Origin of the sequence: Marinobacter vinifirmus, assembly GCF_002258215.1 — a bacterium.
GTDB lineage: Bacteria > Pseudomonadota > Gammaproteobacteria > Pseudomonadales > Oleiphilaceae > Marinobacter > Marinobacter vinifirmus.
Genome location: NZ_NEFY01000005.1, coordinates 1 through 25,172 on the forward strand (window position 1 = coordinate 1; position 25,172 = coordinate 25,172).

The 25,172-nt window shown below is 57.4% G+C and carries 29 protein-coding genes; 16 read left to right on the forward strand and 13 right to left on the reverse strand.

Annotated features, from left to right (window positions below; genetic code table 11):
- The 3 genes from tnpC to tnpA form a co-directional block, all read right to left on the reverse strand.
- Positions 1-914: IS66 family transposase (tnpC, locus tag B9Q17_RS07830; RefSeq protein WP_154707622.1), on the reverse strand; the 914-nt coding region annotated here is incomplete at its 3' end.
- A gap of 75 nt (positions 915-989) precedes the next feature.
- On the reverse strand, positions 990-1,325 hold the full coding sequence (gene tnpB / locus B9Q17_RS07835; protein WP_022990718.1) for an IS66 family insertion sequence element accessory protein TnpB: 336 nt from the start codon (positions 1,323-1,325) through the stop codon (positions 990-992).
- Complete coding sequence (gene tnpA / locus B9Q17_RS07840; RefSeq protein ID WP_094624791.1) at positions 1,322-1,696, reverse strand: IS66-like element accessory protein TnpA; 375 nt, start codon at positions 1,694-1,696, stop codon at positions 1,322-1,324. The genes tnpB and tnpA overlap by 4 nt, the downstream gene beginning before the upstream one ends.
- Positions 1,697-1,789: 93 nt before the next feature.
- Here tnpA and B9Q17_RS07845 point away from each other — a divergent pair, with 93 nt between their 5' ends.
- The 5 genes from B9Q17_RS07845 to B9Q17_RS07865 all read left to right on the forward strand — a co-directional run bounded on the left by B9Q17_RS07845 (position 1,790) and on the right by B9Q17_RS07865 (position 5,079).
- On the forward strand, positions 1,790-2,236 hold the full coding sequence (locus tag B9Q17_RS07845; protein WP_094624792.1) for a hypothetical protein: 447 nt from the start codon (positions 1,790-1,792) through the stop codon (positions 2,234-2,236).
- A 118-nt stretch (positions 2,237-2,354) separates the two neighbouring features.
- Complete coding sequence (locus tag B9Q17_RS07850) at positions 2,355-2,972, forward strand: hypothetical protein (RefSeq protein WP_154707623.1); 618 nt, start codon at positions 2,355-2,357, stop codon at positions 2,970-2,972.
- Positions 2,973-3,075: 103 nt separating this feature from the next.
- Positions 3,076-4,359, forward strand: coding sequence for a DUF6602 domain-containing protein (locus B9Q17_RS07855; RefSeq protein WP_094624794.1), 1,284 nt, complete (start codon positions 3,076-3,078; stop codon positions 4,357-4,359).
- Between the two features lie 122 nt (positions 4,360-4,481).
- Positions 4,482-4,799: a type II toxin-antitoxin system RelE/ParE family toxin gene (locus tag B9Q17_RS07860; RefSeq protein ID WP_244177341.1), complete on the forward strand. Its 318-nt coding sequence runs from the start codon at positions 4,482-4,484 to the stop codon at positions 4,797-4,799.
- Entirely contained in the window at positions 4,792-5,079 is a 288-nt protein-coding gene (locus tag B9Q17_RS07865) for a type II toxin-antitoxin system RelB family anti-toxin transcriptional regulator (RefSeq protein ID WP_094624795.1), read from the forward strand. The genes B9Q17_RS07860 and B9Q17_RS07865 overlap by 8 nt, the downstream gene beginning before the upstream one ends.
- Positions 5,080-5,161: 82 nt before the next feature.
- Here B9Q17_RS07865 and vapC read toward each other — a convergent pair whose 3' ends face one another.
- The 4 genes from vapC to B9Q17_RS07885 all read right to left on the reverse strand — a co-directional run bounded on the left by vapC (position 5,162) and on the right by B9Q17_RS07885 (position 6,333).
- Entirely contained in the window at positions 5,162-5,563 is a 402-nt protein-coding gene (vapC, locus tag B9Q17_RS07870; protein ID WP_094624796.1) for a type II toxin-antitoxin system VapC family toxin, read from the reverse strand.
- Complete coding sequence (locus tag B9Q17_RS07875; RefSeq protein ID WP_022990190.1) at positions 5,560-5,754, reverse strand: type II toxin-antitoxin system VapB family antitoxin; 195 nt, start codon at positions 5,752-5,754, stop codon at positions 5,560-5,562. The genes vapC and B9Q17_RS07875 overlap by 4 nt, the downstream gene beginning before the upstream one ends.
- Before the next feature lie 129 nt (positions 5,755-5,883).
- Entirely contained in the window at positions 5,884-6,075 is a 192-nt protein-coding gene (locus B9Q17_RS07880; protein ID WP_227508365.1) for a CcdB family protein, read from the reverse strand.
- Between the two features lie 12 nt (positions 6,076-6,087).
- The gene (locus tag B9Q17_RS07885) at positions 6,088-6,333 is read right to left on the reverse strand and encodes a type II toxin-antitoxin system CcdA family antitoxin (protein WP_082641119.1); all 246 of its coding nucleotides are present in this window, start codon (positions 6,331-6,333) and stop codon (positions 6,088-6,090) included.
- Between the two features lie 168 nt (positions 6,334-6,501).
- On the opposite strand from B9Q17_RS07885, the gene B9Q17_RS07890 reads away from it, so the two are divergent.
- The 5 genes from B9Q17_RS07890 to ahpF all read left to right on the forward strand — a co-directional run bounded on the left by B9Q17_RS07890 (position 6,502) and on the right by ahpF (position 11,171).
- Complete coding sequence (locus tag B9Q17_RS07890; RefSeq protein ID WP_094624797.1) at positions 6,502-6,903, forward strand: GFA family protein; 402 nt, start codon at positions 6,502-6,504, stop codon at positions 6,901-6,903.
- 66 nt (positions 6,904-6,969) lie between these two features.
- Entirely contained in the window at positions 6,970-8,157 is a 1,188-nt protein-coding gene (yedE, locus tag B9Q17_RS07895; protein WP_094624798.1) for a selenium metabolism membrane protein YedE/FdhT, read from the forward strand.
- Position 8,158: 1 nt separating this feature from the next.
- Positions 8,159-8,398, forward strand: a complete 240-nt coding sequence (gene yedF, locus B9Q17_RS07900) for a sulfurtransferase-like selenium metabolism protein YedF (protein ID WP_173637056.1) — start codon at positions 8,159-8,161, stop codon at positions 8,396-8,398.
- A 272-nt stretch (positions 8,399-8,670) separates the two neighbouring features.
- Entirely contained in the window at positions 8,671-9,234 is a 564-nt protein-coding gene (ahpC, locus tag B9Q17_RS07905) for an alkyl hydroperoxide reductase subunit C (protein ID WP_094624799.1), read from the forward strand.
- Positions 9,235-9,605: 371 nt separating this feature from the next.
- Positions 9,606-11,171, forward strand: coding sequence for an alkyl hydroperoxide reductase subunit F (ahpF, locus tag B9Q17_RS07910; RefSeq protein WP_094624800.1), 1,566 nt, complete (start codon positions 9,606-9,608; stop codon positions 11,169-11,171).
- Positions 11,172-11,250: 79 nt separating this feature from the next.
- Here ahpF and B9Q17_RS07915 read toward each other — a convergent pair whose 3' ends face one another.
- Positions 11,251-11,922: a transglutaminase-like domain-containing protein gene (locus B9Q17_RS07915; RefSeq protein WP_094624801.1), complete on the reverse strand. Its 672-nt coding sequence runs from the start codon at positions 11,920-11,922 to the stop codon at positions 11,251-11,253.
- A 162-nt stretch (positions 11,923-12,084) separates the two neighbouring features.
- On the opposite strand from B9Q17_RS07915, the gene B9Q17_RS07920 reads away from it, so the two are divergent.
- Both B9Q17_RS07920 and B9Q17_RS07925 read left to right on the forward strand, forming a co-directional pair.
- The gene (locus B9Q17_RS07920) at positions 12,085-12,627 is read left to right on the forward strand and encodes a YgjV family protein (protein WP_094624981.1); all 543 of its coding nucleotides are present in this window, start codon (positions 12,085-12,087) and stop codon (positions 12,625-12,627) included.
- A gap of 145 nt (positions 12,628-12,772) precedes the next feature.
- A complete protein-coding gene (locus B9Q17_RS07925; RefSeq protein WP_094624802.1) occupies positions 12,773-14,299 on the forward strand; it encodes a flavin-containing monooxygenase in 1,527 nt (508 codons plus the stop codon).
- A 1-nt stretch (position 14,300) separates the two neighbouring features.
- Here B9Q17_RS07925 and mltF read toward each other — a convergent pair whose 3' ends face one another.
- Positions 14,301-15,671: a membrane-bound lytic murein transglycosylase MltF gene (gene mltF / locus B9Q17_RS07930; protein WP_094624803.1), complete on the reverse strand. Its 1,371-nt coding sequence runs from the start codon at positions 15,669-15,671 to the stop codon at positions 14,301-14,303.
- Positions 15,672-15,862: 191 nt separating this feature from the next.
- Here mltF and B9Q17_RS07935 point away from each other — a divergent pair, with 191 nt between their 5' ends.
- Positions 15,863-17,170 (forward strand): hypothetical protein, encoded by a 1,308-nt coding sequence (locus B9Q17_RS07935; protein WP_094624804.1) that lies wholly within the window; start codon positions 15,863-15,865, stop codon positions 17,168-17,170.
- Here B9Q17_RS07935 and B9Q17_RS07940 read toward each other — a convergent pair.
- Complete coding sequence (locus tag B9Q17_RS07940; RefSeq protein ID WP_094624805.1) at positions 17,145-17,984, reverse strand: TlpA disulfide reductase family protein; 840 nt, start codon at positions 17,982-17,984, stop codon at positions 17,145-17,147. The two genes, B9Q17_RS07935 and B9Q17_RS07940, sit on opposite strands and share 26 nt — an antisense overlap.
- Before the next feature lie 345 nt (positions 17,985-18,329).
- Here B9Q17_RS07940 and B9Q17_RS07945 point away from each other — a divergent pair, with 345 nt between their 5' ends.
- Entirely contained in the window at positions 18,330-19,661 is a 1,332-nt protein-coding gene (locus B9Q17_RS07945; RefSeq protein ID WP_094624982.1) for a DEAD/DEAH box helicase, read from the forward strand.
- Between the two features lie 117 nt (positions 19,662-19,778).
- On the opposite strand, the gene B9Q17_RS07950 is transcribed toward B9Q17_RS07945, so the two are convergent.
- Both B9Q17_RS07950 and B9Q17_RS07955 read right to left on the reverse strand, forming a co-directional pair.
- A complete protein-coding gene (locus B9Q17_RS07950) occupies positions 19,779-20,444 on the reverse strand; it encodes an OmpW/AlkL family protein (RefSeq protein WP_094624806.1) in 666 nt (221 codons plus the stop codon).
- A 158-nt stretch (positions 20,445-20,602) separates the two neighbouring features.
- Positions 20,603-21,067 carry a winged helix-turn-helix transcriptional regulator gene (locus B9Q17_RS07955; protein ID WP_094624807.1) on the reverse strand — a complete coding sequence of 155 codons (465 nt, stop codon included), beginning with the start codon at positions 21,065-21,067 and terminating at the stop codon, positions 20,603-20,605.
- A 91-nt stretch (positions 21,068-21,158) separates the two neighbouring features.
- Here B9Q17_RS07955 and B9Q17_RS07960 point away from each other — a divergent pair, with 91 nt between their 5' ends.
- Positions 21,159-22,271, forward strand: coding sequence for an NADH:flavin oxidoreductase (locus tag B9Q17_RS07960; RefSeq protein ID WP_094624808.1), 1,113 nt, complete (start codon positions 21,159-21,161; stop codon positions 22,269-22,271).
- A gap of 39 nt (positions 22,272-22,310) precedes the next feature.
- On the opposite strand, the gene B9Q17_RS07965 is transcribed toward B9Q17_RS07960, so the two are convergent.
- Positions 22,311-22,952 (reverse strand): TetR family transcriptional regulator, encoded by a 642-nt coding sequence (locus tag B9Q17_RS07965; RefSeq protein ID WP_094624809.1) that lies wholly within the window; start codon positions 22,950-22,952, stop codon positions 22,311-22,313.
- Between the two features lie 600 nt (positions 22,953-23,552).
- On the opposite strand from B9Q17_RS07965, the gene B9Q17_RS07970 reads away from it, so the two are divergent.
- Positions 23,553-25,136 (forward strand): flavin-containing monooxygenase, encoded by a 1,584-nt coding sequence (locus tag B9Q17_RS07970; RefSeq protein WP_094624810.1) that lies wholly within the window; start codon positions 23,553-23,555, stop codon positions 25,134-25,136.
- The last annotated feature ends 36 nt before the right edge of the window (positions 25,137-25,172 follow it).

Below are 25,172 nucleotides of genomic sequence, written 5' to 3' on the forward strand. Positions count from 1 at the left end.
CGGGCGTGTTCACCCGCCCGGCTTGGGGCGAAGTCGTAAACGGTGGCTTTCAGGTCCGAGAACGGTGTGGTGCAGTAAGCCCAGACGTAGGCCTTGTGGGTTTTCTTCTTACCCGGAGCCAACATGCTGACCGGCGTTTCATCGGCGTGCAGAACGTTGTGTTCCAGCAAGGCGTTTCTCAACGCATCTGCCAGGGGCTGCAACTGCACACCGCAGGCACCGACCCATTCGGCGAGTGTTGAACGGGGTATTTCCAGGCCGGCACGGCCGAAGATGCGTTCCTGACGGTACAGTGGCAGGTGGTCCGCGTACTTGGCCACCAACACCTGAGCCAGCAGGCCGGCGGTGGGGATGCCCTTGTCGATCACCTGCGGTGGTACCGGTGCCTGGACCAAGGTCTCGCACTGGTTGCAGGCCCACTTGCCCCGGATGTGGCGCTCCACCGTGAACTCGCCCGGGACGTAATCCAGCTTCTCGCTGATGTCTTCGCCAATACGCTTGAGCTGGCAGCCACACTGGCACCGGGTATTGTCCGGTTCGTGGTGGATCAGGGTACGGGGCAGCTCCGGTGGCAGCGGGGTGCGCTTGGGCTTCTGCTTGGGTCGAGCGGCCTTCTGCTCCTCAGTCATCGCCTGGTCCAGCTCGGCTTCGATGGCGGCCAGGTCGCTGTCGATCAGCTCGTCCAGGAGCTTGCCCTGAACGGCATCGAGTTGCTCACTGCGGCGGGCGAACTTGTGACGTTTGAGGACGGCGACTTCGTGGGTCAGCTTCTCGATGATGGCATTGCGGCGCACCAACTCCCGCTCCTTCCGGCCCAAGGCTTGATCCTTGGCGTCCAGAGAGTCCATCAGTTCCGTCGCCAGAGCGCGGAGCTGATCGGCTGAGAGTTGGTTGATATCGGGGCGCTGAGTCATGCCGCCTAGTATGCCAAGTCCCTGTTCGGCAGGCGATTCGCGGTTCTGGCTATAGCGGCATCACAGCACTTGTGATTACAGGATGCAGATGACGCCCTCCGCGCCAATGCGCTGCCAGGGCAGGCCCTGAACCAAGGCAGACAACTGTTCCTCGGTCAGGCGCAGTTGGTCACCGCGCCAGGTTTCGCCCCAGTGGAATTTACCCCGGTTCAGCCGGCGGGCGCACAACCAGATGCCCAGGCCATCATGGATCAGCACCTTCATCCGATTGCCTCGCTTGTTGGCGAACAGGTAGGCGCAATGGGGTTTAGCCGAACCGAATACCTGAATAACCCGCGCCAGGGCCTTGTCGGGTCCGGCCCGCATATCCAGCGGTTCGGTGGCCAGCCAGATCTCATCAATGCGGATCATCCCAACAGATCCCGAAGCAAAGCCGCACACTGATGGGCTTGCTCCGCAGGCCACTCCACCACAACCGCACCACCGGCGCGGGGAATCTTGATGCGGATGGTGCTACATTGATTCGAGACTGACAGGGTGTCCGGCACAGGCGCTACGGCTGGCAGACGGACCGGAACGAATCCAGGTGCTTCCGGAGTTTTAGCCGCCCTTCGCGCTTCGCTCATCCAGCGCCGGACCATGTTGGCGTTGAGACCGTTATCCAGCGAAATCCGGGAAACAGACGCCCCGGGCTTCAGACATTCGGCGACGATACGAGCCTTCAGCTCTTTGGAGTAACGACGACGTTTTTGGTAGGGCTTGGTTACGCTTATGTTGGTCATGTTAAGTGTCCACTTAAAAATAAGTGGACACTATCCTGACGGCCGCAGCGCCTGGCTCAAGATGGGTTTACCGGACGGTTACGTTAAATTGATATGGAAATCGAGTACGCATATAGCTTTTCGGAAAATGTCTTTTACGCGGGCTTGGGGATGTTGCGCTTTTACTTTTGGCTCATTCCCTTCGCACTCATCTATAGCTACCACAAGCGTAGAGGGTCTCTACTGAAGCTTTTTTGGGCCTTGTGTACGGCATCGTTGCTTTTTTACTGGGAATATGACGCGCTAAGCAATAAATTTGGGAGACTCGCATACGACGAGAGCGGTGTAACTCTGGAGCAGAAAAATGGGCAGCGTGTCTCATTAGATCCAGAAAAAATAGAACGTTTCTGGTCCATATCGATAGGCCGGAGTGGCGGTTGGTCCTGCTATCTTTTGGTAAAAGCAGAAGATCATGACTATGAGAGTTTCATTGTTCGTAAGCGGCAACACCTCTGTGAGGATGATGCGAAATTGCTTAATGCCTACTATGGCAAGAGATAAATTTAACAAGTCGCTGTAGTACGCGGCCGATGGCCGCCGGACGCCCTTTTCATTGCGGCTGCGCCTCCATTACAAGGTCGCCGCTAAGCTCAGCGTTATAAAGTGAGGAGACTCGAGGTTGTCGATGGAGCGCTATGAGGCTTTCATGAAGCATCTCCCCGTGGGGTCAAGAGATAAAACCTTGATTGCACTAAAGGGACACTTGTTACTCGAGACAGCTTTGAGAGAGTATATTTACCGCCGAGTTTCTCTCCCTGAAAGATTAGAAAAGAAGCAAATGAGCTTCGCAAGTTTGATCGATTTTGCCTCTTGTCTTGAGTTTAACGCTCGAATCGATTGGATCTGGAAGGCCCTTCGCAAAGCGAATCAAATCAGGAATCAGCTTGCGCATCAGCTTGAGCCTGCAAAGCTAGAAGAAACGGAAGACGCTCTTGTTGAATATGTGGAAGCTAATGACGGCGAGTTCAGCGTAGCCGCTGGCGACGATCTTATGTATGAGAAGCTCGCTCTCATATTTTTTCAGCTCTTCGACGTTTTAATATCGGCACCTACGACGGATGAGAACATCCAGCAGGACGGTATGAAAAAGTACAAAGGGCTTTCATTTGATCAACTGCTCGGCAGTGCAAGCAATGGTGCATCACTGGGGCCTTTGGAAGCAATCGATAAGGTTCTCGGCAAGAAGCCTGGCTACACTCCGCCTCCTAGGTCTAAAAAACGGCGGCGCCAGTGGTGAGCCTGTATAACCAGTGCAGGCATGGCGACGCCCATTACATTGCGCCTTCGGCTCCATTCCATGGGCGCGCATGCTGCAAGCGTTATATTTTTAAGGGAGCTCAATGATAAAAACTGTCGCAGAAATGCTCCAAGGATTCGTCCAGGAGGAGACAAAAAAGCTTGATGCGTACGCTATGAAGCACGGCCCGACTATCGGCGACATGTATGAAGGCTTGTCTGCTGAGCTTCTTAATAAATCTATTCCCGAGCAGCTTGACTTGAGTATTGTCAGTGGCTTTGTGACAGATGGAGGTCAGCATCTTTCTGGTCAAATGGATTGCATGCTTGTTCAGGGAAAGGGTGAGAAAGTCCCTTACACAAATGCGTACAAATGGCATGTGCGTGATGTTCTTGCAGTCTTAGAAATAAAAAAGAATCTTTACTCTAAAGACCTAATGGATTCCTTTTTTAAGCTTCGCCAAGTATCCGAGAGCTATTCAAAATATCTATTCGAAGGAGAGCACGAGAATGATCGGCGAGTCGATCTATCCTCCTCTTATCGAATATTTTCCCAGATCACCGGGATTGCTGCACCAAACTACCATGAGAGAGAAAAGCTTAGTAAAGAGAATGAATTGATCTACACGGCTGTATTCATGGAACAGCTGACACCACTCAGAATTGTTCTTGGCTATCATGGTTACTCAACGGAGCACAGCCTAAGAGAGGGGTTGGTCAAGTTTTTGGAAGAGCAAGGTAGTGGCCCAGGGTTTGGCGTGGGTTCGTTTCCGCAGCTAATTGTTTGTGGCGGCAATTCCCTTGTAAAGGCGAATGGAAGACCCTATTTGTCCCCGATGCGCGATGGATACTGGGACTTCATGTGCTCAAGCAGAGCTAATCCAATTGCTTTTATTCTAGAGCTCATTTGGACGAAGTTGGAGCTTGAGTTCAATGTTCGGATGCCATGGGGTGATGATCTCGAAGTTGAGACGTTGAACGAGTTTTTGAGAGCCAAGCCTGTTTATGGTGAGGAGAAAAGTGGTTGGCAACTGATGTATGACGAACTCTCACCAAAGACTCTCGAATCCCGAGCCACAACATCGGACTGGAAGCCTTTGGAGGTGACAAGTTCCCAATACGTTATCTTCTCGAGATTGACCAATGAAGATGTGGATATTAACGACCCGGATTTCAAAGAGTTTGCAGAAAAAGAAGCTGGGTCAGTCGATGAATTTCTCAAGCCTATGATTGCCTCTGGCCATGTGGCTCTTGATGGTTCACTACTGCAGCTAACCACGGAGAGTCTTGTTGCAGTGATTTCTCCGGATGGAAAATTCTTGGTTGCCGAAAACAATACTGGAAGGGTAGAAGCTTGGATTGAAAAATCCTTGGGTAAAAAAATATAACCAGTGCAGGCACGGCGACGCCCATTACATTGCGCCTTCGGCTCCATTCCATAGGCGCGCATGCTGCAAGCGTTACACCTCACTGATCCGACCTTGACGTCTGTACGGCAACGCCGTACATTTTGGCAATACTATTCATCGAAGCTTCAACGTTCACCAAGCTATTGCCGAACTACCTCACGGACGAGGAATATCGTGGGCTTCAAACCTACCTTTTGCAGAAGCCGGATGCCGGGGATCTAATCAAAGGCTCGGGTGGCGTTCGTAAAGTTCGATGGGCACCAGCGGGTTCGGGAAAGAGCGGTGGTATCAGAGCCATTTACTACTGGAAGAAGTCTGACCACGAGATATGGATGCTCACGCTGTACAGTAAATCAGGGCGCGCCAGTATTCCTGGCCATACGCTCAAGCAGATAGCAGAGGCAATCAAAAATGGGTGACAGGAACCTTGGGGCAGAGATTCTTGATGGCATCAATGAAATCAAGCAATTCAAGAAGGGCGAATTGGCTCTACGAACTCATGAGCTATCAGAGCCTTCACCGCCTAAAGTGATCAGGCTGAAGTTGAACATGTCGCAATCTGCGTTTGCCGGTCTTATGGGTGTGAGTGTGCGAACCCTTCAGGATTGGGAACAGGGTCGGCGCGAGCCGCAGGGGCCGGCGGTTGCGCTTCTGCGCATTGCTGAGCAACACCCGGAAGTTTTCAATCAGCTTCACTGACCAGAGTGAGGTGTCACCAGGCCATGCACCGGATGCCAAAACCTCCGCTTCGCTGCGGTTCTGTCACCAGTGATGGTAGGCGTTATGTTTCTCTCAGGGCCGGCTCAAGTCCAAGATGATCAACAAAGGGGATAAAGTCACGATCCAGGAACAACAGAGGTAGCTCCTTCTCTATGCAAAATGTCGCGATGATCACATCGGCAGTCTTTCTGATCGTGATGCCCTTTTTATGAAGCGCTCGATAATTGTCGGCACACTTGGCTGCCATATCTTTGCCAAACATTTCATATTGATCCAGCGCCATCAGGCTTTGTTTGGTCTGACGATATTGTTTGTCGTTGCGGATGCCTTGCAGTATTTCCAGAAATATGAGGTCCCCGATAGCGACAGATCCTTGGACTATCGAGGCATCCAACAGGTCAGTATGTGGGTTAGTGACTCCGTTGAAATAGTCAATCCAGACGCTGGTATCCACCAGGATCATCCGGCGCTCCGCATTTCATTCAGGTCGCCTTCCCACTTGACCTTGCCGCGCAGCTTTCGAATTTCCTGCTGCTTGCTCAACTGGACCAGAAGTTTCAGGCCTTGCTCAACAGCTTCTTTTTTGGTTTCGTAGCCAGAGGCTTTGAGGGCTTCGGCCATCAACTGGTCGTCAATGACAATGTTCGTTCTCATGGTGCACCTATGTGTATAGTTTGCAGTTTCTATACACAATCTAGCACTTCGGGGAAAACATAACAATCGGCTGCACAGCGACCGATTTTACGCCGCTTCGCGGCTCCAAGCCGGCGCGTGAGCCGGGCGTTAAATGCCGGTTACAGCCAGGTCCAGAGCTCCAACAATCTGGTCTCTGAAATGTGAGAGGGAGCCAATAGGGCTCTTGAGATGTTTTTCAGGCACGGAGGAAATTTGGGGAGTTAATAGCAACAGCTCCTGATCGGCGAAGCTGATTTCGGGAGTGAGCCTTGCTGATTTTGCTCGGGTTGGGGTACACATCGAATTGTGCCATCAGAACTCCCTGAATTCGTCGCCGAAGCATCCATGTTGTTCGACGAAATCGTTGTAGCTTTTTATCGCAGCGCGATTCTCTTCAACCCATTGAGCGGCTTCGCGTTTCGAAAGCTCTTCTTTCAGAGCTCGTTCCAGGGTGGCAGACAAATTAATGTTCAGTTCCCGGGTTCTACGCAGCAGATCGCTGTTGATTGAGAGGTTCGCTGCTTTTTTGGGGGCGGCTGAATTATAGAGTTCTGCCATGAGGGCCTCCGAGAAGATCTAGAATACACAGCTTGATCTTATGCGCATGACCATGCGCATACAAGCATTTAACCAACGGCTGTTGTCGGACGCGCCTGCGCTGGCGCTCCGGCACGCCGTGAAGCTCCGCGTTACGTCTCTTCCCCACAGTCCATGGAAGGAGTTCTGATGACTGATCATTCCGGTTCTTGCCTGTGCGGCACCGTAACCTTTGAGGTAAAAGGCGAGTTCGACAGCTTTTACCTGTGCCACTGTCAGCATTGCCAAAAAGATACAGGTTCGGCCCATGCGGCAAATCTGTTTTCGCACTCAGCCAGGTTGGTCTGGCTGTCGGGTGCAGATGCCGTAACGTCCTTTACGCTTCCTGGCACTCGTCATAACAGGAGCTTTTGTCAGGTGTGTGGTTCAGCATTGCCAAACACCCAGGTTGCAGGTTTGCTTGTCGTGCCAGCAGGGTGTTTGGACACAGACATTGCCATGTTGCCTACGGCGCATATCTTCTCGTCGAGCAAAGCTGTCTGGGAAGAGAGGTTAGGGGAGGTGCCCGCGTTCGCGGGGCTGCCAGAGTAGCTAATCAGTCGTATCCTAGTAAAATGATTCGCCAATCAAGCCCAAGACCAAAAGGACTTCCGCTTCATGTTTCAATCCGTCTTCCAGCGCCACTGGAACCCCTATGTTGTGCTCATCGTCGCTGGCTTGCTCAGCGCACTGTACTTCGGCCTGACCTCAACGGTCTGGGCGGTCACCGGTGAATTTACCCGGCTTGGGGGCGAGATCCTGCAGGTGTTCGGGGTGGATGTGTCCGGGTGGGAGTACTACCAGATGGTCAAGCTGGACGGTTCCACCTGGACCCGCCCGGATGGCTGGATTGTCTGGGGTATGTTTGTCGGGGCGCTGATGATGGTGCTGCTGAGTAACAGCTTCAAGGTTCGATTGCCGCAACAGAGGCGCCGTTATGTGCAGGGCTTTGTCGGCGGCATTATTGCCGGTTTTGGTGCCCGCCTGGCGCTGGGGTGCAACCTGGCGGCCTTCTTTACCGGGGTGCCGCAGTTCTCGTTCCACTCCTGGATTTTCATTGTCGCCACCGGCATCGGTACGTTTTTCGGGGCTAAGTTAACGAAGATGCGCTGGTGGAAGGGCAAGCCGTCGCTGGCGCGGGGTGCGGGTAAACCTTCCGTTGCCAAAACCCGGGTTATCCAGCCTTATGTGGGTGGTGCTATTGCCCTCGTTTATCTGGGCTTTGTGGTGTACCTGTTCTCTACCGGGCAGAAGCTGCTCGGCCTGGGTGCGCTGTTTGGCCTGGCTTTCGGTGTGCTGATTGAGCGCGGCCAGATCTGCTTTACCTCCGCCTTCCGGGATCTGTTCCTGGTCGGGCGCAGCCTGATGACCAAGGCCATCATTATCGGGATGACGGCCAGTTCGGTGATCACCTTCGTCGTCATTTCTGTCTATGACATGACGCCCATCACCCAGATTGCGGCGCTCAGCACCCTGGTGGGTGGTGTTTTATTCGGCCTGGGCATTGTGATGGCTTCGGGTTGTGAAACCGGCATGATGTACCGGCTGATGGAAGGTCAGGTGCTGTTCCTGCCGGTATTTGCCGGCAATGTGATCGGTGCTACGGTACTGGCCTATGGCTGGGATAACCTCGGCATCTATGATGTGCTGGTGCAAGGTGGTGATAAGATCAACCTGATCGCCACGCTGGGCCCGGCCGGTGCCATCCTGAGTACCCTGGTAATGCTGGGTGTTTTGTACGCCCTGACCGTGTACCGGGAGAAGAGCTACCACCGTAATTTCGAGCTGAAAAGGGGCGTTGCATAATATGGAAGCCATGAAAGAGGCAGACTTCACGCTGGATCTGCGGGGCGAATCCTGCCCCTATCCGGTGATTTATACCCTGGAAGCGCTGGAAGGCATGAACAAGGGCGAGCTGTTGCAGGTGATCACCGATTGCCCGGGTTCTTTCCGCAATGTGCCGGAAGAAGCCATCGCCCACGGTTATACCTTTGCCCAGGATCCGGTGAAGAACGGACAGGAATACCTTTTTTATATTTATGCCTAGTGAATCCGGGGGTTACTGCCGCCATCAAACCGTCACCGGAACAACACATACTGGTTTTCCACAGGATTGAAACGGCGGGGCGAGGCCCCATATCTGGTTGGGTAGCAGGATAACGCCGTACCGCTGCGGGCCGAGAGGCAGGATTTTTATCAGGATAGGCTGAGCCTATCCTGAGGTTGGAAATAATCAATTTTTACCGAATTGGCAAAAGCAGTATTCTTTGCACCGATTCTTAGCCATCAACCCAAACTATCAACAGGAGCTATTCTGAGATGGGTATTATTAACAGCGAAATCAAACCGTTCAACGCAACCGCATTCAAGCAGGGCGAGTTTGTAGAAATCTCCGAAGCAGATGTTAAAGGCAAGTGGGCCATCTTCTTCTTCTACCCGGCTGACTTCACCTTCGTTTGCCCGACCGAGTTGGGCGACGTAGCTGACAAGTACGAAGAGCTGCAGAAGCTGGGCGTTGAAGTGTTCTCCGTGTCTACCGACACTCACTTCACCCACAAAGCATGGCACGATACTTCCGACACCATCGGCAAGATCCAGTACTACATGGTAGGCGACCAGACTGGCACCATCACCAACAACTTCGGTGTTATGCGTGAAGGCCAGGGCCTGGCAGACCGTGCTACTTTCCTGATCGATCCGGATGGCGTTATCCAGGCCATGGAAATCACTGCTGAAGGCATCGGCCGTGACGCAGACGACCTGCTGCGCAAGGTTAAAGCTGCCCAGTACGTTCGCAACCATCCTGGTGAAGTTTGCCCGGCCAAGTGGAAAGAAGGCGAAGAAACACTGGCTCCGTCTCTGGACCTGGTTGGCAAGATCTAAGTTTTTCTGCCACAGAAAAACTGACTGGAAAGAGGCCTGTCCGCAGGCCTCGATCCTCCGAAAACCCCGGCTCTGCCGGGGTTTTTGCGTTGTGGTGTCCGCAAAACCCGCAATCTTGCCACCGGTCATGCCCTGGGCTTCCGATATCGTCTACTGTTGAAGTGAAGCTTGGGGTATTCGAGCGGCTGTGGTGGCCGGGGTTCAGAGTGGGGATGGGTTAACGCGCATACTATAGCTCTGCCCTATTAATCGTTTTACATCAATTAATTTGAGCTTTGTATTGCAGGGCCGTATCGTACACACAACTTCTTTTAACGATTCACTTTGAATTCAGCCACTTGGCTACGACAGACATCAAGGAGACCCCCTAAATGTTGGATGCAAACATCAAGCAACAACTCCAGGCGTACATGGAAAAGCTGCAGCAGCCGATCGAGCTGGTGGCAGCCTATGACGACAGCAAGAAGTCCCAGGAGCTGAAAGAGCTGCTGGAAGAACTGGAGCCGATGTCCTCCAAGATCAGCCTGCGCACCGAAGAATCAACCGACGTGCGTCGCCCGTCTTTCGCGATCAACCGTATTGGTTCCGATGTTGGCGTACGTTTCGCCGGTATCCCCATGGGTCACGAGTTCACCTCACTGGTACTGGCGCTGCTGCAGGTAGGCGGTCACCCGTCCAAGGCGTCACAGGAGCTGATCGAGCAGATCCAGGAGCTGGACGGCGAGTTCGAGTTCGAAACCTACTTCTCCCTGTCCTGCCAGAACTGTCCGGACGTGGTACAGGCCCTGAACCTGATGAGCGTGCTGAACCCGAAGGTGAAGCACACCTCCATCGATGGCGCCCTGTTCCAGGACGAAGTCGAGCAGCGTGAAGTGATGGCGGTACCGAGTGTGTACCTGAACGGCCAGCCCTGGGGCCAGGGCCGCATGACGCTGGAAGAAATCGTAGCCAAACTGGACACCAACTCTGCCGAGAAAGAGGCCGAGAAGCTGAACCAGAAAGACGACTTCGAAGTTCTGGTCATCGGTGGTGGCCCGGCTGGCGCTGCGGCGGCGATCTACGCGGCCCGTAAGGGAATCTCCACCGGTATTGCGGCCGAGCGTTTCGGTGGCCAGGTGAGCGATACCATGGGTATCGAAAACCTGATTTCCGTGCCTTACACCGAAGGCCCGAAGCTGGTCTCCGCCATGGAGCAGCACGTTAACGAATATGAAGTCGACATCATGAACATGCAGCGCGCCGAGAAGCTGATTCCGGCAGCGCAGCCGGGCGGCCTGCACGAAGTGAAGCTGGCCAATGGTGCTTCTTTGAAGTCCCGTACCCTCATTCTGTCCACCGGTGCCCGCTGGCGCCAGATGGGTGTGCCGGGTGAAGAAGAGTACCGTAACAAGGGCGTGGCTTACTGCCCGCACTGCGACGGCCCGCTGTTCAAAGGCAAGCGCGTGGCGGTCATCGGTGGCGGTAACTCCGGCGTGGAAGCAGCCATCGACCTGGCCGGTATTGTTGGCCACGTTACCCTGATCGAGTTTGGTGATCAGATGCGTGCAGACGAAGTGCTGCAGAAGAAACTGCGCAGCCTGGACAACGTGAAGATCATCACCTCGGGCCAGACCACTGAGGTAGTGGGCGAGAACGGCCGGGTAAGCGGCCTGAACTATACCGACCGCACCACCGGCGAAGCGCACCACATCGAGCTGGAAGGTATCTTCGTGCAGATCGGCCTGGTGCCGAACACCGAGTGGCTGAAAGGTGATATCGAGCTGAGCCAGCACGGCGAGATCATCGTCAACGACCGTAACGAAACATCCATTCCGGGTGTGTTCGCGGCCGGCGATGCCACCACCGTGCCCTACAAGCAGATCGTGATCTCTATGGGCGAAGGTGCCAAGGCTTCCCTGAGTGCCTTTGACTTCCTGATCCGCAACTCTGCGCAGTAAGTTTACCCAAGTCTGACAGCCTCAGGCTGACCCCTGAAACCGGTATCTGCGGGATGTGGATACCGGTTTTTTTATGGGCTTACGAGCCGCCCGCCATGTCCTGCTCCAGGCTACCGCTTACCGGGCCAGCCTCGCCCTGCGGGGTGAACAGGTGGCCGTAGGCCGCCTGCAGGCCTTCCAGAATAAAATCAAAGGGCACGTCGTCGAACACACCGTGGTCGTTGATGTATTCCATATGGGCGTGGCCATCCTCGGTGAATTCCTGGAACACCGAGTCGTTCACGCCGTCGAACTCCAGCGGGTCTACCTTCATCATCTGGCACAACTGCTGGTTGAACGCCGGCGTGGCCTTCACCCAGCGGCCGTTCAGGTACAGCTCGATAAACCCGTGCATGCGGAACACATCCGACTGCAGCCATTCAATCAGCTTGGGGCTGGACAGGTGGTTGCGTACATCGGCCAGGCCCAGGCGGCTGGGGATGCCCAGGGCCCGCGCGGCCGCGCCCAGAAGAACGGCTTTGGGGATGCAGTAGGTTTCGCCGGATTCCAGGGCATAGCTGGCGGACAGGGTGTGGGGTTCCGCCCGGAACACATAGGGGTTGTACTGGATGCCGTCGCGCACCGCCAGGTACAGCGCCTTCATTTGCTCTACCGGGTCATCCGGAACACCGGCCAGCTGCTCCTGGAGCCAGGCGCTAACTGCGGGATGGTTGTAGTCGAAGAAGGGCGTGGCTTTCAGGTAGTTGTCCATGTCCGGATTCCAGGGTGTGCGCGTGATTGAACGATGATGGCCTGATTAGCAAACTAAGGGCAATGGCATTTTGTACCAAAGGTATTGCTCGCAGGCACCACCAACTGCGTGGTTCAGCGCCGGCAAATATGGCAGTCTGGTGGTTTTGACGATGAGGGCGCGATGGCAGATCTGATCGCAGGCATGACATTGGCACAACTGCTTGGCCAGCTGGCGGGCCTGGTGGCCCTGGCTTTCTGTATTGCCGGCTTTGCCAACAAGAACGACGACCGGCTGATGGTGCTGCTGATCTCTGCCAATGTCGCCTTCGCCCTGATGTTTGCCTTCTTCCAGAGCTGGACCGCTGCCGCCTTGACGGTGCTGGTCATCCTGCGCATCGCCCTGGCGCGCAGCTACCAGGGCAACTGGAAAATCATGGCCGGCATACTCGCCGTCAATCTGCTGGTGGCCTGGGCCACCTGGAAAACCGCCACCGATGTGTTCCCCCTGACCGCCGCCACCCTGGGCACCGTGGGTATGTTCATGCTCCGGGGGATACCGCTTCGCATTGTGCTTGGCCTGGCCGCCCTGGCGTGGATGCTCAACAACATCGTGATCGGTTCGGTGGGCGGCATTCTGGCCGAGGGCATGGTGCTGGTTACCAACATCATTACCATCGTCCGGCTGTACCGGTTGCAGAAAAAGTACCCGGGGTTAAAGCCGTGAGACAAGCAGGTTCCGGCCGGACGTGTGCAGGTGGTTTGGCCCTGCATACGGCTTCACGGGGGTTGTCAGGCCAATTGAAGTAGCGGGCCGGCGGCGTAACGTGGGCGTTATTCAACAAGAAAGATAACGCCCGGGAGACCTCCGCATGAACCAACAACACTACGATGTCCTGATCATCGGTGCCGGGGTATCCGGCATCGGCATGGCCTGCCATCTGAAACGGGAATGCCCCGGCAAGCGCTTTGCCATCCTGGAGCGCCGCCAGTCGCTGGGCGGCACCTGGGACCTGTTCCGTTACCCGGGCATCCGCTCGGATTCTGACATGTTCACCTTCGGCTATAACTTCCGGCCCTGGACCGGCGGCAAGGTGCTGGCCGATGGCGCATCCATCAAGCGTTATGTGGCGGAAACCGCGAAGGAAAACGATGTCGAAAAGCACATCCGGTACAGTGTGGCGGTAAAAACCGCCGAGTGGTCCAGCGCAGATAAGTGCTGGACAGTGACCGCCGAGAATGAGCAGACCGGCGACCAGGAAACCTACACCGCTAACTTCCTGGTGGGTTGTACCGGTTACTACAACTATGACCAGGGCTACAAACCGGATTTCCCCGGCGAGAGCGACTTCAAGGGCCAGGTTGTGCACCCCCAGCACTGGCCGGAAAACCTGGACTACACCGGCAAGAAAGTGGTGGTGATCGGCAGTGGTGCCACGGCCATTACCCTGGTGCCCACCATGGCGGAGAACGCGGCCCATGTAACCATGCTGCAGCGCTCGCCCACGTACCTGATGCCGCTGCCGTCAACCGATAAAATCACCCTGGCCATGCAGAAAGTACTGCCGGCCAGGACCGCCTACCGGCTGACCCGGGCCCGTAATATTTCCATTTCCCGGTTCCTGTTCGAGCGCTCCCGCAAGAGCCCGAAAGCCATGCGCCGCCTGTTCCTGTCGATCATCAAACGCCAGCTCAACGGCAAGGCTGACATGCGCCACTTCAGCCCGGACTACAACCCCTGGGACCAGCGCCTGTGCGTGGTGAAAGACGGCGACCTGTTCGAGGCCATCAAGGCCGGCACCGCGTCGATCAAAACCGATCACATCGAGTGCTTTACCAAAACCGGCATTCGCCTGAAGTCCGGCGAGGAACTGGAAGCCGACATCATCGTTCCGGCCACCGGCCTGGATATCCAGATGCTGGGTGGCATCAAACCCCGGGTTGATGGCCGGGAGGTGGTGTTGAAAGACAAGGTGATCTACAAGAACGTGATGCTGGAAGGCATGCCCAATGCCGGCATGATCTTCGGCTACACCAACATCTCCTGGACCCTGAAAGCGGATATCGCCAGCGAGTACCTGTGCCGGCTGATCAACCATATGGACCGCAAGGGTTATGAGGTGGCGGTGCCACGGGATACCGAGAACAGTGGCGGTGATGAAACCATTCTGGGCTCGCTGGACGCCGGCTACATCAAACGAGCCGAAGACCGGCTTCCCCGCCAGGGCACCCATGGCCCCTGGAAGGCCTCGCAGGATTACCTCACCGATGTGAAGATTCTGCGCTTCGAGCCCATCGAAGATGGCTACCTGGAATTCGACGGCCAACGCAGCCTGGCCGGACAGCCCCAGAGTACCGGTTTCCTGCGGCCCCTGCGCTCGGCCCTGTTCGGCTCCTGAGTTACTGGAACGCTGGCCGGATAATGTCCCGGTAGTTGCGGATACGCTGCACGTAGTGCACCGGTTCGTAACCCCGGGCGTAGCCATAGCGGGTGCTGGGGTAGTAGCGTTTGTCGGCTTTCAGGGGCAGTACCTTTTCCATGTCGTCCCAGGAATCCGGGTTCTTGCCCAGGTCCCGGGCCAATTGCCGGGCATCCAGCAGGTGGCCGCGGCCGATGTTGTAGCTGGCCAGGGCCAGGAAGGTGCGGTCCGGCTCCGGGATGGTTTCCGGCAGGCGGCGATGGCGGTCGGCCAGGTAGCGGGCACCGCCGTCAATGGAAGCAATTGGGTCCAGCCGGTTGGTTACCCCCAGGGATTTTGCGGTGTTCAAAGTCAGCATCATCATCCCCCGCACGCCGGTGGGCGACCTGGCTTTCGGGTTCCAGTGGGATTCCTGGTAGGCCAGCGCTGCCAGCAGGTCAGCCGGTATGCCGGTTTTCTGCTCGGCCGCCCGGAACAGATCGATGTAGTTCGGCAGCCGGTCTTCAATCCGCCGGTTCAGGGCCCGCAAATCGACAAAGTCGAAGTCGCCAATGTAGGCGTAGTAGAGGTTTTCCATCCGGCCCAGGGCTTCGTCACCTTCCTTGCTGTTCATCCACTCTCGGGTGTCTGCTGCCAGCTCGTCTGAGCCGGCCGGCAGGTACCAGCCCAGATTGCGCCCTTCAGTCAGGTTCATGGCCACTTCCAGGTGCGGGAAGTGCCGGCGCATCACCTGCACAATGTTGGAGTCTGCCACGGTGCAGCCCACATTCCTGTCTGCCACTTCGGCCAGGATCACTTCGGTGGTGCGCTCGCTGTCTTCCCGGAACTCAATTTCCGGATGCTGTCCGGCCAGTTCGTTCAGTGTGTCCACATAGCTGGACCCGGCGGTGACCGCAATATCGATTCCCTGAATGTCTTCAGGTTTGCGGGGCAGGGGGCGATCGTCACGGTGGCAGACCAGTTGCTCGGTGATCTCGGTGTGGGCCGGCCCCGGCGTGAACAACTCGTTGCGGCTGTGCAGATGGGTAAGGCCGGAGGCCGCCAGGTGGGTAGTACCGGCTTCCAGGGCGGCGAGCACATCGGCGGTGGAGTCCAGCATGGTCCATTCCACCTCCCAGCCACGGGCCTGGGCGTAGTCGGAGACCAGGGCGTACTCCGGGCCGACAGGGTTCTCGTGTCGGTCAAGGTAGTAGGTGGTCGAGCCGTTACGGGTGGCGACTTTCAGAATACCGGTTTCCGAGGGCGGCTTGAGCCCGGTGCTTTGGGCGGGCGTTTTTTGCTGCTCGCTGCACCCGCCCAGCATCATTAAAACGGCGGACAGGCCGAGGGTGAATTTCCATCCGGACTGCATGATGGATCATCCTTTTTTCTTATGTCGTGAATTTATATAGATCTTACTCTCTGTTAAAACTACGCACCGATCAACCCTGTGGATTTCCTCCCCGGCATAGCTCAGGGCTGTGTTATCACAAATGCTGATAGGCAAGGGCCCTTAGCATCCTTACGATAACGGCTTCCCGTTGTTCGAATAAGGACACCACCTTGCCTACCGGATTACGTTCGGCCTTTGCCTACCTTGCCCTGACTGCGGCCGTGCTTTCGCTGCTGCCCGGTATGCCGTTGCTGGGTGCGGCGGCGGCTGGTATGGCGATACTTCTGGGTTGGCAGGACATGCGTAACGTGCCCCGGGCGGTGTTTGTGGTGGCCCTGGCCATGCTGATCTTTGCCCTGGGCTACGACCCGGCGCTGATCGTAACCGCCGCCGGCAACATGACCCGCCTGGCGGGCCTGATGCTGGCGGTGATGCTGTTGTCGAACGTGCTGGCCCGCACACAGGACCTGCAACAGATTTCTTCCAGCCTGTTTGGTGGCAAGCCGCTGACCCGTTATCTGAGCCTGGCCTTCGGTACCGCGCTGGTATCCATTCCCCTGAACTTTGGTTCGGTCGCTGTGGTGGGCAGCCTGGTGGGGGAGCGTATCCGTCGCAATGGCGATTCCGAATCTACCCGCAATGCCACGCGAGCTGTTTTGCGGGGGTTCGGCGTGGCACCCTCGTTCTCGCCCCTGTCTATCTCGGTGGTGCTCACCCTGACGCTGCTGCCACAGGTGAGCCTGTTGTCACTGTTGTCCCTGGCCGTGCCGTTTTCTGTGTTGATGCTGCTGGCGGGATTACGCTGGCGTGAACCAGAACCGCTGGAAAACACCGAGCAGGGCGGTACTGGTGCCGGCGCGGGCAGTTGGCTGCGGTTTGGTGGCCTGATTCTGGCAGTGTGTGTGGGCGTACTCTGGCTCAGCCATCAGTTCGGGCTGAGCTATGCCCATGCGGTGGCTCTGAGCTGCCTGGGGGCGGTGCTGTTGTACCGGGTTCTGGGATGGCTGCGAGGGCAAAATCCGCCCATGACCAGCATGGCCAATGTCAGTAACGAGCTGGCCATTGTGGGTGGCTCGGCCTTTATCGGGGCGGTGCTCAGTGGCGTGGTATTGGGCCAGATCAGTGGTCAGCCGGAATTGCCGGTGTGGCTCTGGGCCCTGCTGGCCGCCGGTGTGCCCTGGGTGTTCTTTGCCGCCGGGCTGGCGGGTATGAACCCCATTATTATTGCCACCCTGGTGGGCGGCATTCTGGGTTCCCTGTGGCCAGCCGCGGCCCAGCTGGGCCTGGCGATTGCCATGGTTACCGGCTGGGGTATTACTGCCTTCGGCACACCCTTTGCGGCCAACGCCCTGATCATGGAACGGCTGACCGGATACCGGGCCCGGGATGCCTCCTTCCGCTGGAGCCTGCCGCTGTCTCTGTGCGGTTTGGGCGCGGCCAGCCTGCTGGGCTTCAGCCTGACGATCTGGCTGGCCTGAGGTAAGCCGGGTCGAAGCGTTCGAGGCTCCGGGCCAGGCTGGCGCGGGACAGTTCGCCCATGTGGGTATCCACAAGGTGGCCCTGGGCGTTATAGAACAGGGTGGTTGGCAAGCCGTGGCTGCCGACTACCCGGCCAAAACGGTTCTGCCTGTCGCTGAGTACGTGGCTCAGGTTCAGGTTCTGTTCCATCAGGAACTTGCGGATGGTTTCCGGGTGCTCGCCCTGGTTGGCGAAGACAAAGTTCACGTTCGGATAACGCTGCTGGGCTTCTTCCAGCACCGGCATCTCGCGGATGCAGGGCGGGCACCAGGTGGCCCACAGATTCACCACCGTAGGCTTGTCACCGGCCAGGCTGGCCAGGTCTACCGGGCGCTCGTTCAGATCGGTCAGAGCGACTTCCGGCAGGCCCTGGGTTTGCTGGTTCATCAGGGCGATCAGGCCACTGATGCCGCCCCAGGTGATCAGCCCGGCGGCGACGGCCGAGCCCAGTGCCCGGCGCATGGCGGCCCGTTTCCACATCAGGTAGCCGGTGAACGCCAGGGCAGCCAGCAGGCCGGTCACCATATCGAAGCCGCCATCGCGGATGTCGATCATGCCCAGCCAGTCGCCCTGATACTCGCCAAAATACCGCACCACAAAGCCGATACGGGCACTGACCATGGCGACCAGGAAGATATCGGCCAGGGTGCCGGCGACCGGGGTTTTTTCTTTACGGCCGGTCAGGGCGCCTACAATCAGGGCGACCACAAAGGCCAGCACCAGAAGCAGGTGCCCGATGGACAGGCTGAGGGGGCCAACGCCTACGCTGAGCATGGAATCTCCGGAATCCAGTGGGTTTTTATTGGCATACGGCGGCTAGTGACCGGAGACATTCATGGGAGTTCCATGTTTTTGCATAAATGAAAGCCTGCTAATAAAAACCACCTATAGCTATTTGCCGGGTGCTCTGTTACCGTGCCTGCATCCTGCCTCTAGGGATTCCGCAGTTTCCGGCCAACGGCCGCTTTGCGAACCATCCATACGACCTGTCAGAGGACGTCACCCCGAACCCGGCGCGTGACCGTAGTCGTCTTTTATTCCATGAATGTTCATGGCATCTGCCCGCATTCGCCGTATCCGGTGTTCGTGGAGGCAGAATCAATCAAGAGTACACCGTATATGAGTTTTTCTTCCCTCGGTTTGTCCGAGCAGCTGGTCCGTGCCACCGCCGATCAGGGTTATGAAACCCCGTCTCCCATTCAGCTGCAGGCAATTCCTGCCGTTTTGTCTGGCAAAGACGTAATGGCCGCGGCCCAGACCGGCACCGGTAAAACCGCTGGTTTTACCCTGCCTTTGTTGCAGCGCCTGGCGGAAAATCCCCGCACCGGCAAAGGCCCCCGCGCCCTGATTCTCACACCTACCCGTGAACTGGCCGCGCAGGTACACGACAGCGTGAACCTGTACAGCAAATACGTTCCCACCAAGGCCGCCGTGGTTTTCGGTGGTGTAAAGATCAACCCGCAGATGATGAAGCTGCGCAAGGGCCTGGACGTACTGGTGGCAACACCGGGCCGTTTGATGGACCTGTACCAGCAGAACGCTGTGCGCTTCAACGAAGTGGAAATCCTGGTACTGGACGAAGCCGACCGCATGCTGGACATGGGCTTTATCCGCGACATCCGCAAGATCCTTGCGTTGCTGCCGGCCAAGCGCCAGAACCTGCTGTTCTCTGCCACCTTCTCCAACGAGATCCGCACCCTGGCCCAGGGCCTGCTGGATAATCCGGTACAGGTGGAAGTGGCTGCCCGCAACACCACCGCCGAGAAAGTGAAGCAGTCGGTATACCCGGTTGACCAGAGCCAGAAGACCGCGCTGCTGAGCAAGCTGGTGCGTGACAACGCCTGGGACCAGGTGCTGGTATTCACCCGCACCAAGCACGGCGCCAACCGCCTGACCCAGAAGCTGGAAAAAGACGGCATCACCGCCGCCGCCATTCACGGCAACAAGTCACAGGGTGCCCGTACCCGTGCGCTGGCCGACTTCAAGGCTGGCGAAGTCCGTGTGCTGGTAGCCACTGATATCGCTGCCCGTGGCCTGGACATCAAACAGCTGCCGCAGGTAGTGAACTTTGAACTGCCGAACGTGCCGGAAGACTACGTGCACCGCATCGGCCGTACCGGCCGCGCCGGCGAAAGTGGCCATGCGTTGTCGCTGGTGAGTGCCGATGAAGGCAAACTGCTGGCGGGCATCGAAAAGCTGATCAAGAAGCAGCTGCCGCGCAAGGAAGTGGAAGGCTTCGAGCCGAAAAACAACCTGCCGCTGAAGCCCAAAGCCAAGGCAGACCCGAGCAAGGCCCGCAGCCGTCGCCCGCAGGGTGGCGCTGGCAAGAACTTTGGCCCGAAACCGGCTGCTCGCAGCGGCGGTCGTGGTCGCGGTGGTCAGGGCGAAGGACAAGGCCGTGGCCAGGGGCAGGGCAGAACTGGCCGCCCGGCCCAGCGCCAGAGCGCGTGATCTGATCCGGTTTTCCGGACAATAAAAAAGCGGGGCTGAAGAGTCCCGCTTTTTTGTGTTCTGAGAGTGGTTCCTGCGGCAGCTCCGTGAGTTGCGAGCTGCCGGGGAGACTCCGGATCAGAACTTGTAGGTGAAACCTACCATGTAGACCATGGGGTCGATTTCTACTTCGAATTTGTCGGTTTTAGTGACACCGTCTGCCAGAGTCACTTGTGCATCGGTATTGATATCTGCCCACCATACGGCGGCGTTAAGACCGAACTGTTCGCTCAGCATATAGTCCACACCGAATTCCACGGCCACACCAACGCTGTCATCCAGATCCAGCTCACCCAGAACCGTTTTTTCTTCGAAGAAAGTCGTGTAGTTAACGCCTACGCCTGCATAGGGCTGTACTGCAGATGAACTCTTCATCGGATAGTACTGCAGGGTAATGGTTGGTGGCAGGTGCTTGGTTTCACCAATGTCACCCAAGGCTGCAATATCACCAGCGCCACTGATGTTGTGCTTGAACGGCGTAGCCGCAAGTACACCCAAGCCAAGGTTGCTGGTGAACATGTAGGTGCCACGAAGACCCAGCTGTGTGTTGGAATCAACTGCAACACGGGCGTCCGCACCGAGAGCAGCAACAGAGCCTACGGTAATGACATCACTAGAATCATCTGGTGCGACATGTACAGCACCCGCGCGAACAATGAAATCACCTGCTTCAAAGGCCTGAGCAGCGGGCGCAACAGCCATCACGGCCGCAGCCAGAACACCGAGTTTGAAAGTACGAGACATAGCCATTTCCTCACTTATTAAAAGTCGATGGAGTGAGGGTAATCGCTGGGGAAAGGGAAAACTTGATTTAAGACAATTAAGGACGCCACCCCGGCAGGCTTCGGCGGCACGGTTGACCCAACTCAAAAAAACGGAGGCGCTTCGGACACTTCGTATAGTCAGCCCTGGTTGCTGGCCTTCTCCAGGTCTTCCGCCACCAACACATCCCGGATGCTCAAGGGTTCGCCTTTGGCGTTCTGAACCGTCACGGCCTGGATAGGCTGGCCACTCTCCCGGTCACGAAGATCCAGCGGCTGGCCGTCTGGTGCCGGGTTCCATTTGTCGCCCCACTGGCGCAGGGCTACCACCACCGGAAACAGGTCCCGGCCTTTTTCGGTCAGGCGGTATTCAAAGCGGGAGCCATGCTCGCCCACATCTTCCTTGCGCAGCACTTCGTTGTCCACCAACTTGGCCAGGCGGTCGCACAGGATGTTCTTGGCGATGCCCAGCTGCTGCTGGAAGTCCACAAACCGCCGGGTACCGTACATTGCATGCAGCACAATCAGCAGGGACCACCAGTCGCCCACTTCATTGAGGGCGCGGGCGACGGAACAACTGGAATCATCAAAACGTTTTCTGGCCATGTCAGGGAGTGTACCCAATAGGGTTGCATTTTGAAACCGGATTGAATAGGGTTGCTTTACGAAACCAAATTAAGAAGGTTGCATACTGTTTATGAGCATGAATCTAGGCCCGTTGTTTGAACCGTTTGAACTGCACAACCTCAAGCTGCGTAACCGCGTAGCCATGGCTCCGATGACCCGCAACTTCTCGCCCAATGGCGTGCCGGGGCAGGATGTGGTGGATTACTATCGCCGCCGTGCCGAAGCCGGTGTTGGCCTGATCATTACCGAGGGCACCGTAGTGAATCACGCGGCGGCCAACGGTTACCCGAACGTGCCGGCCTTCTATGGCGACGAAGCCCTGGCGGGCTGGAAGCAGGTGGTTGATGCCGTGCACGAAGCCGGCGGCGCCATCTTCCCGCAGCTGTGGCACGTGGGCGCGGTGCGCAAAGAAGGTATCGAGCCGGATCCGTCTGTTCCCGGTTACAGCCCTTCAGGCCTGTTTGCCCCGGGCAAGCCCAACGGCAAGGTGATGAGCAAGGAAGACATCCAGGATGTGATCAAAGCCTTCGGCGATGCTGCCCAGGATGCCAAGGCCCTCGGTTTTGACGGCGTGGAAATCCACGGTGCCCATGGTTACCTGCTGGACCAGTTCCTGTGGGAAGGCACCAACCAACGCGACGACGAATACGGCGGCAGCATGGAAAACCGCCTGCGCTTCGTAGTGGAAATCGTCGAAGAAGTCCGCCACCGCGTAGGCCCGGATTACCCGATCATGCTGCGTTTCTCCCAGTGGAAGCAGCAAGCCTATGAAGCCAAACTGGTCGACAGCCCGGAACAACTGGAACAGTTCCTGAAGCCGCTGGTGGATGCCGGTGTGGATATCTTCCACGCCTCCACCCGTCGCTTCTGGGAACCGGAATTTGAAGGTTCCAACCTGAACCTGGCCGGCTGGACCCAGAAACTCACCGGCAAGCCGACCATGTCTGTTGGCAGCGTAGGCCTGACCGAAGACTTCATCAGCGGCACTTTTGCCAGCAAGAAAGAAGCCGTTGAACAGTCCGGCATCGACGAGCTGGTTGAGCGTATGACCAACGGCGAATTTGAACTCATTGCCGTCGGCCGCGCCCTGTTGCAAGACCCGGAATGGCTGGTGAAAGTGAAAGAAGGCCGATTGAACGAAGTGGAAGCCTTCGCCAAGAAATCCCTGGCCAAGCTTTACTGATCGAACTACTCCTTCGATCCTGCTTGCCGCGGCGCCTGCTCAGGCCCCGCGGCTTTTTTGTTCCTGCAGCGCCAGGAGATTTTCTACTTCAACCCCCTCCAGCAGCGCACCCCGAAACTGCCGGTTGATAAACCGCTCTGTCTCCAGCTGAATCCGCTCCCGCTGCTCCGGCTTCTCGATGTAATCCATGGCCCGGAACAGGATGTAGCGAATGGTCATGTGGGAAATCTCGTGCACCACCGCGGCGTCTACCCCCGGCACCAGACCCCGCTCCAGAATATCCTCCGCCATCTCCCGGGCACTGGCATCCAGCTGCGCCTCCAAAGCCCGGCGCAACACCGGCGACGGCCCGTGCAGCTCACGAACAGCCACGGTGGTGGCAGCCGGATTGGCGAGGAAGTAGCGGTACACAAAAGTGACGGTATCGTGTGACGCCTGCTCGGAAGAATCCGCCATCTGCCGCAGCTGCCGCACCCCGGTTTTCATATCCTCGGCGATATACCCCAGCACCTGCAGCCCGAATTCATCCAGGCTTTTGAAGTGCCGGTAAAACGTATTCGGATTCAACCCCGCCTCACGAGCCAGCTCCCGCAGCCCCAACGACGTCAGGCTCCGCGTTTCGGTAATCAACCGCAGAGCGGCCTGAACCAGTTTGAGTTTTCCACCGGCCAGTGTGTTCATTTTAGCCTCATATTCTGGAGTTGGGCCGGGCGGTGGGCCTTGTTCACAGACACGCTACGAGCACATCCCTGTGCGCTTGTTTCAGGCCGTCCCTGGCCTTCAACAGTCTGTGAACAAGGCCCACCGCCCGGCCGTTCTAACAGTGAGTATGCATGCCTTCTCAGATTCAGCATTTGGGAGACGGCCGACACATAAGTTTGAAGGTTGGTTTGGGGGGAGGCTGTCCAAAAATGTGCGGAGCCATGGATGGCGGAGCAGAAGCGCCACATGGGCTCAGCCGAGCGCTGATGAAGCGAAGCTTCATGCGACAGCTGAGCGACCGCAATCTGTGATTGCGGGCCGGACCCCGAAGGGGTGCCGCAAGGAGCGGTTTTTGGACAGCCTCCCCCCAAACCAACCAACCCCCCGAAGCCAGCGGCCAGTAGATCCCGATCACCCCAGCAAGGCGCCACACAGGCCAACAATCTGTCACCCAAGGCCAAACACCCGAACCGGAGTATACAAGTGTCTACTCATGGCGGTATACATGTGTCTACCGGTCATGATGACCACCGAAACAACAACAGGCAAGGCCCAAACAGGCCACACAGGAGTGCTGCAATGACACAAACCGCCCAGATCGCCATCATCGGCACCGGCTTCTCCGGCCTCGGCATGGCCATCAAACTCAAGGAAGCAGGATTCCACGACTTTGTGATCCTCGAACAAAGCGACGACATCGGCGGCACCTGGCACGAAAACCACTACCCCGGCTGCGCCTGCGACGTGCAATCTGCGCTGTACTCCTTCTCCTTCGAACAGAACCCCAACTGGAGCCGGATGTTCGCCACCCAGCCGGAGATCAAAGCCTACCTGCGCCACTGCGCGGAAAAGTACGGCCTGATGGAGCACATCCAGCTTAACACCCACGTAGCCGGTGCCCGCTGGGATGAAAGAACCGGTGCCTGGACCATCGAAACCTGCGACAGCCCCGAACTCTGGGCCTATATGGAAAAACAGGGCCTCAAGCCCGGTGATTCACTGGATTGCAGTGACAAAACCCTGCCCAGATTCCGCAAACTGCACGCCGGGGTGCTGGTGTCCGGCATGGGTGGCCTGAGCACGCCGGCGTACCCGGACATCAAGGGCATGGAGTCTTTCACCGGCACTCGCTTCCACTCCCAGAACTGGGACCACGACTATGATTTCCGGGGCAAGCGGGTGGCCGTTATCGGTACCGGCGCCTCGGCCATCCAGTTTGTGCCGGAGATTGCCAGGAGTGCGGCCCACCTGGACCTGTACCAGCGCACGCCGCCGTGGATCATGCCCAAGCCGGATCGGGAAATCCGCCCGCTGGAGCGGATGATGTTCCGCAAGTTCCCGCAAACTTTGAACGCTTTCCGCCAGAGCATTTACTGGATGCTGGAAGCCCGGGTGCTGGGCTTTGTGGGTAACCCGCGCATCCTGAAAATCGGTGAACTGCAGGCCCGCCGCCACATCCGCAACCAGATCAAGGACAAGGCGCTGCGCAAGAAAGTCACGCCGGATTTCCACTTCGGCTGCAAGCGGGTGCTGATCTCCAACAACTACTACCCGGCGCTGGACCAGGATCACGTGGATGTGCTCACCGATGGCATCCGTGAAGTGAAGGGCAACACCATTGTGGATAACAACGGCACTGAACGTGAGGTGGACTGCATCGTGTACGGCACCGGCTTCAAGGCCCAGGAGCCGATTCCCCGGGGCGTGATCTTCGGCCGTGGCGGCCAGGACCTGCTGGATGCCTGGCGAGAGGGTGCGGAAGCCTACAAGGGCACCACGGTGGCCGGCTTCCCCAACTTCTTCATGCTGATGGGCCCGAACACCGGCCTCGGCCACAGTTCCATGGTGTACATGATCGAATCCCAGGTTCAGTACGTGCTGGATGCCCTGAAGAAAATGCAGCACCGGGGCTGGAAAACCGTGGAAGTGAAAGACGATGCCTTCAGCCAGTACAACGCCTCGATTCACGCCAAGCTCGGCGATTCCGTGTGGCAGACCGGCTGCAAGAGCTGGTACGTGAACGAGAACGGCAAGAACACCACCCTGTGGCCGGGCTTCACCTGGCAGTTCCGGCAGCAGACCCGGCTCTTTGATGCCGAGCAGTATGTGTGTGAAGCAGCAGAGGTGATGGAGCAGGGTGGCGAGCCGGCGTTGGCCGGCTGACCATTGCAACAGGGCCGGCGCAGTGGCTGGCCCTGT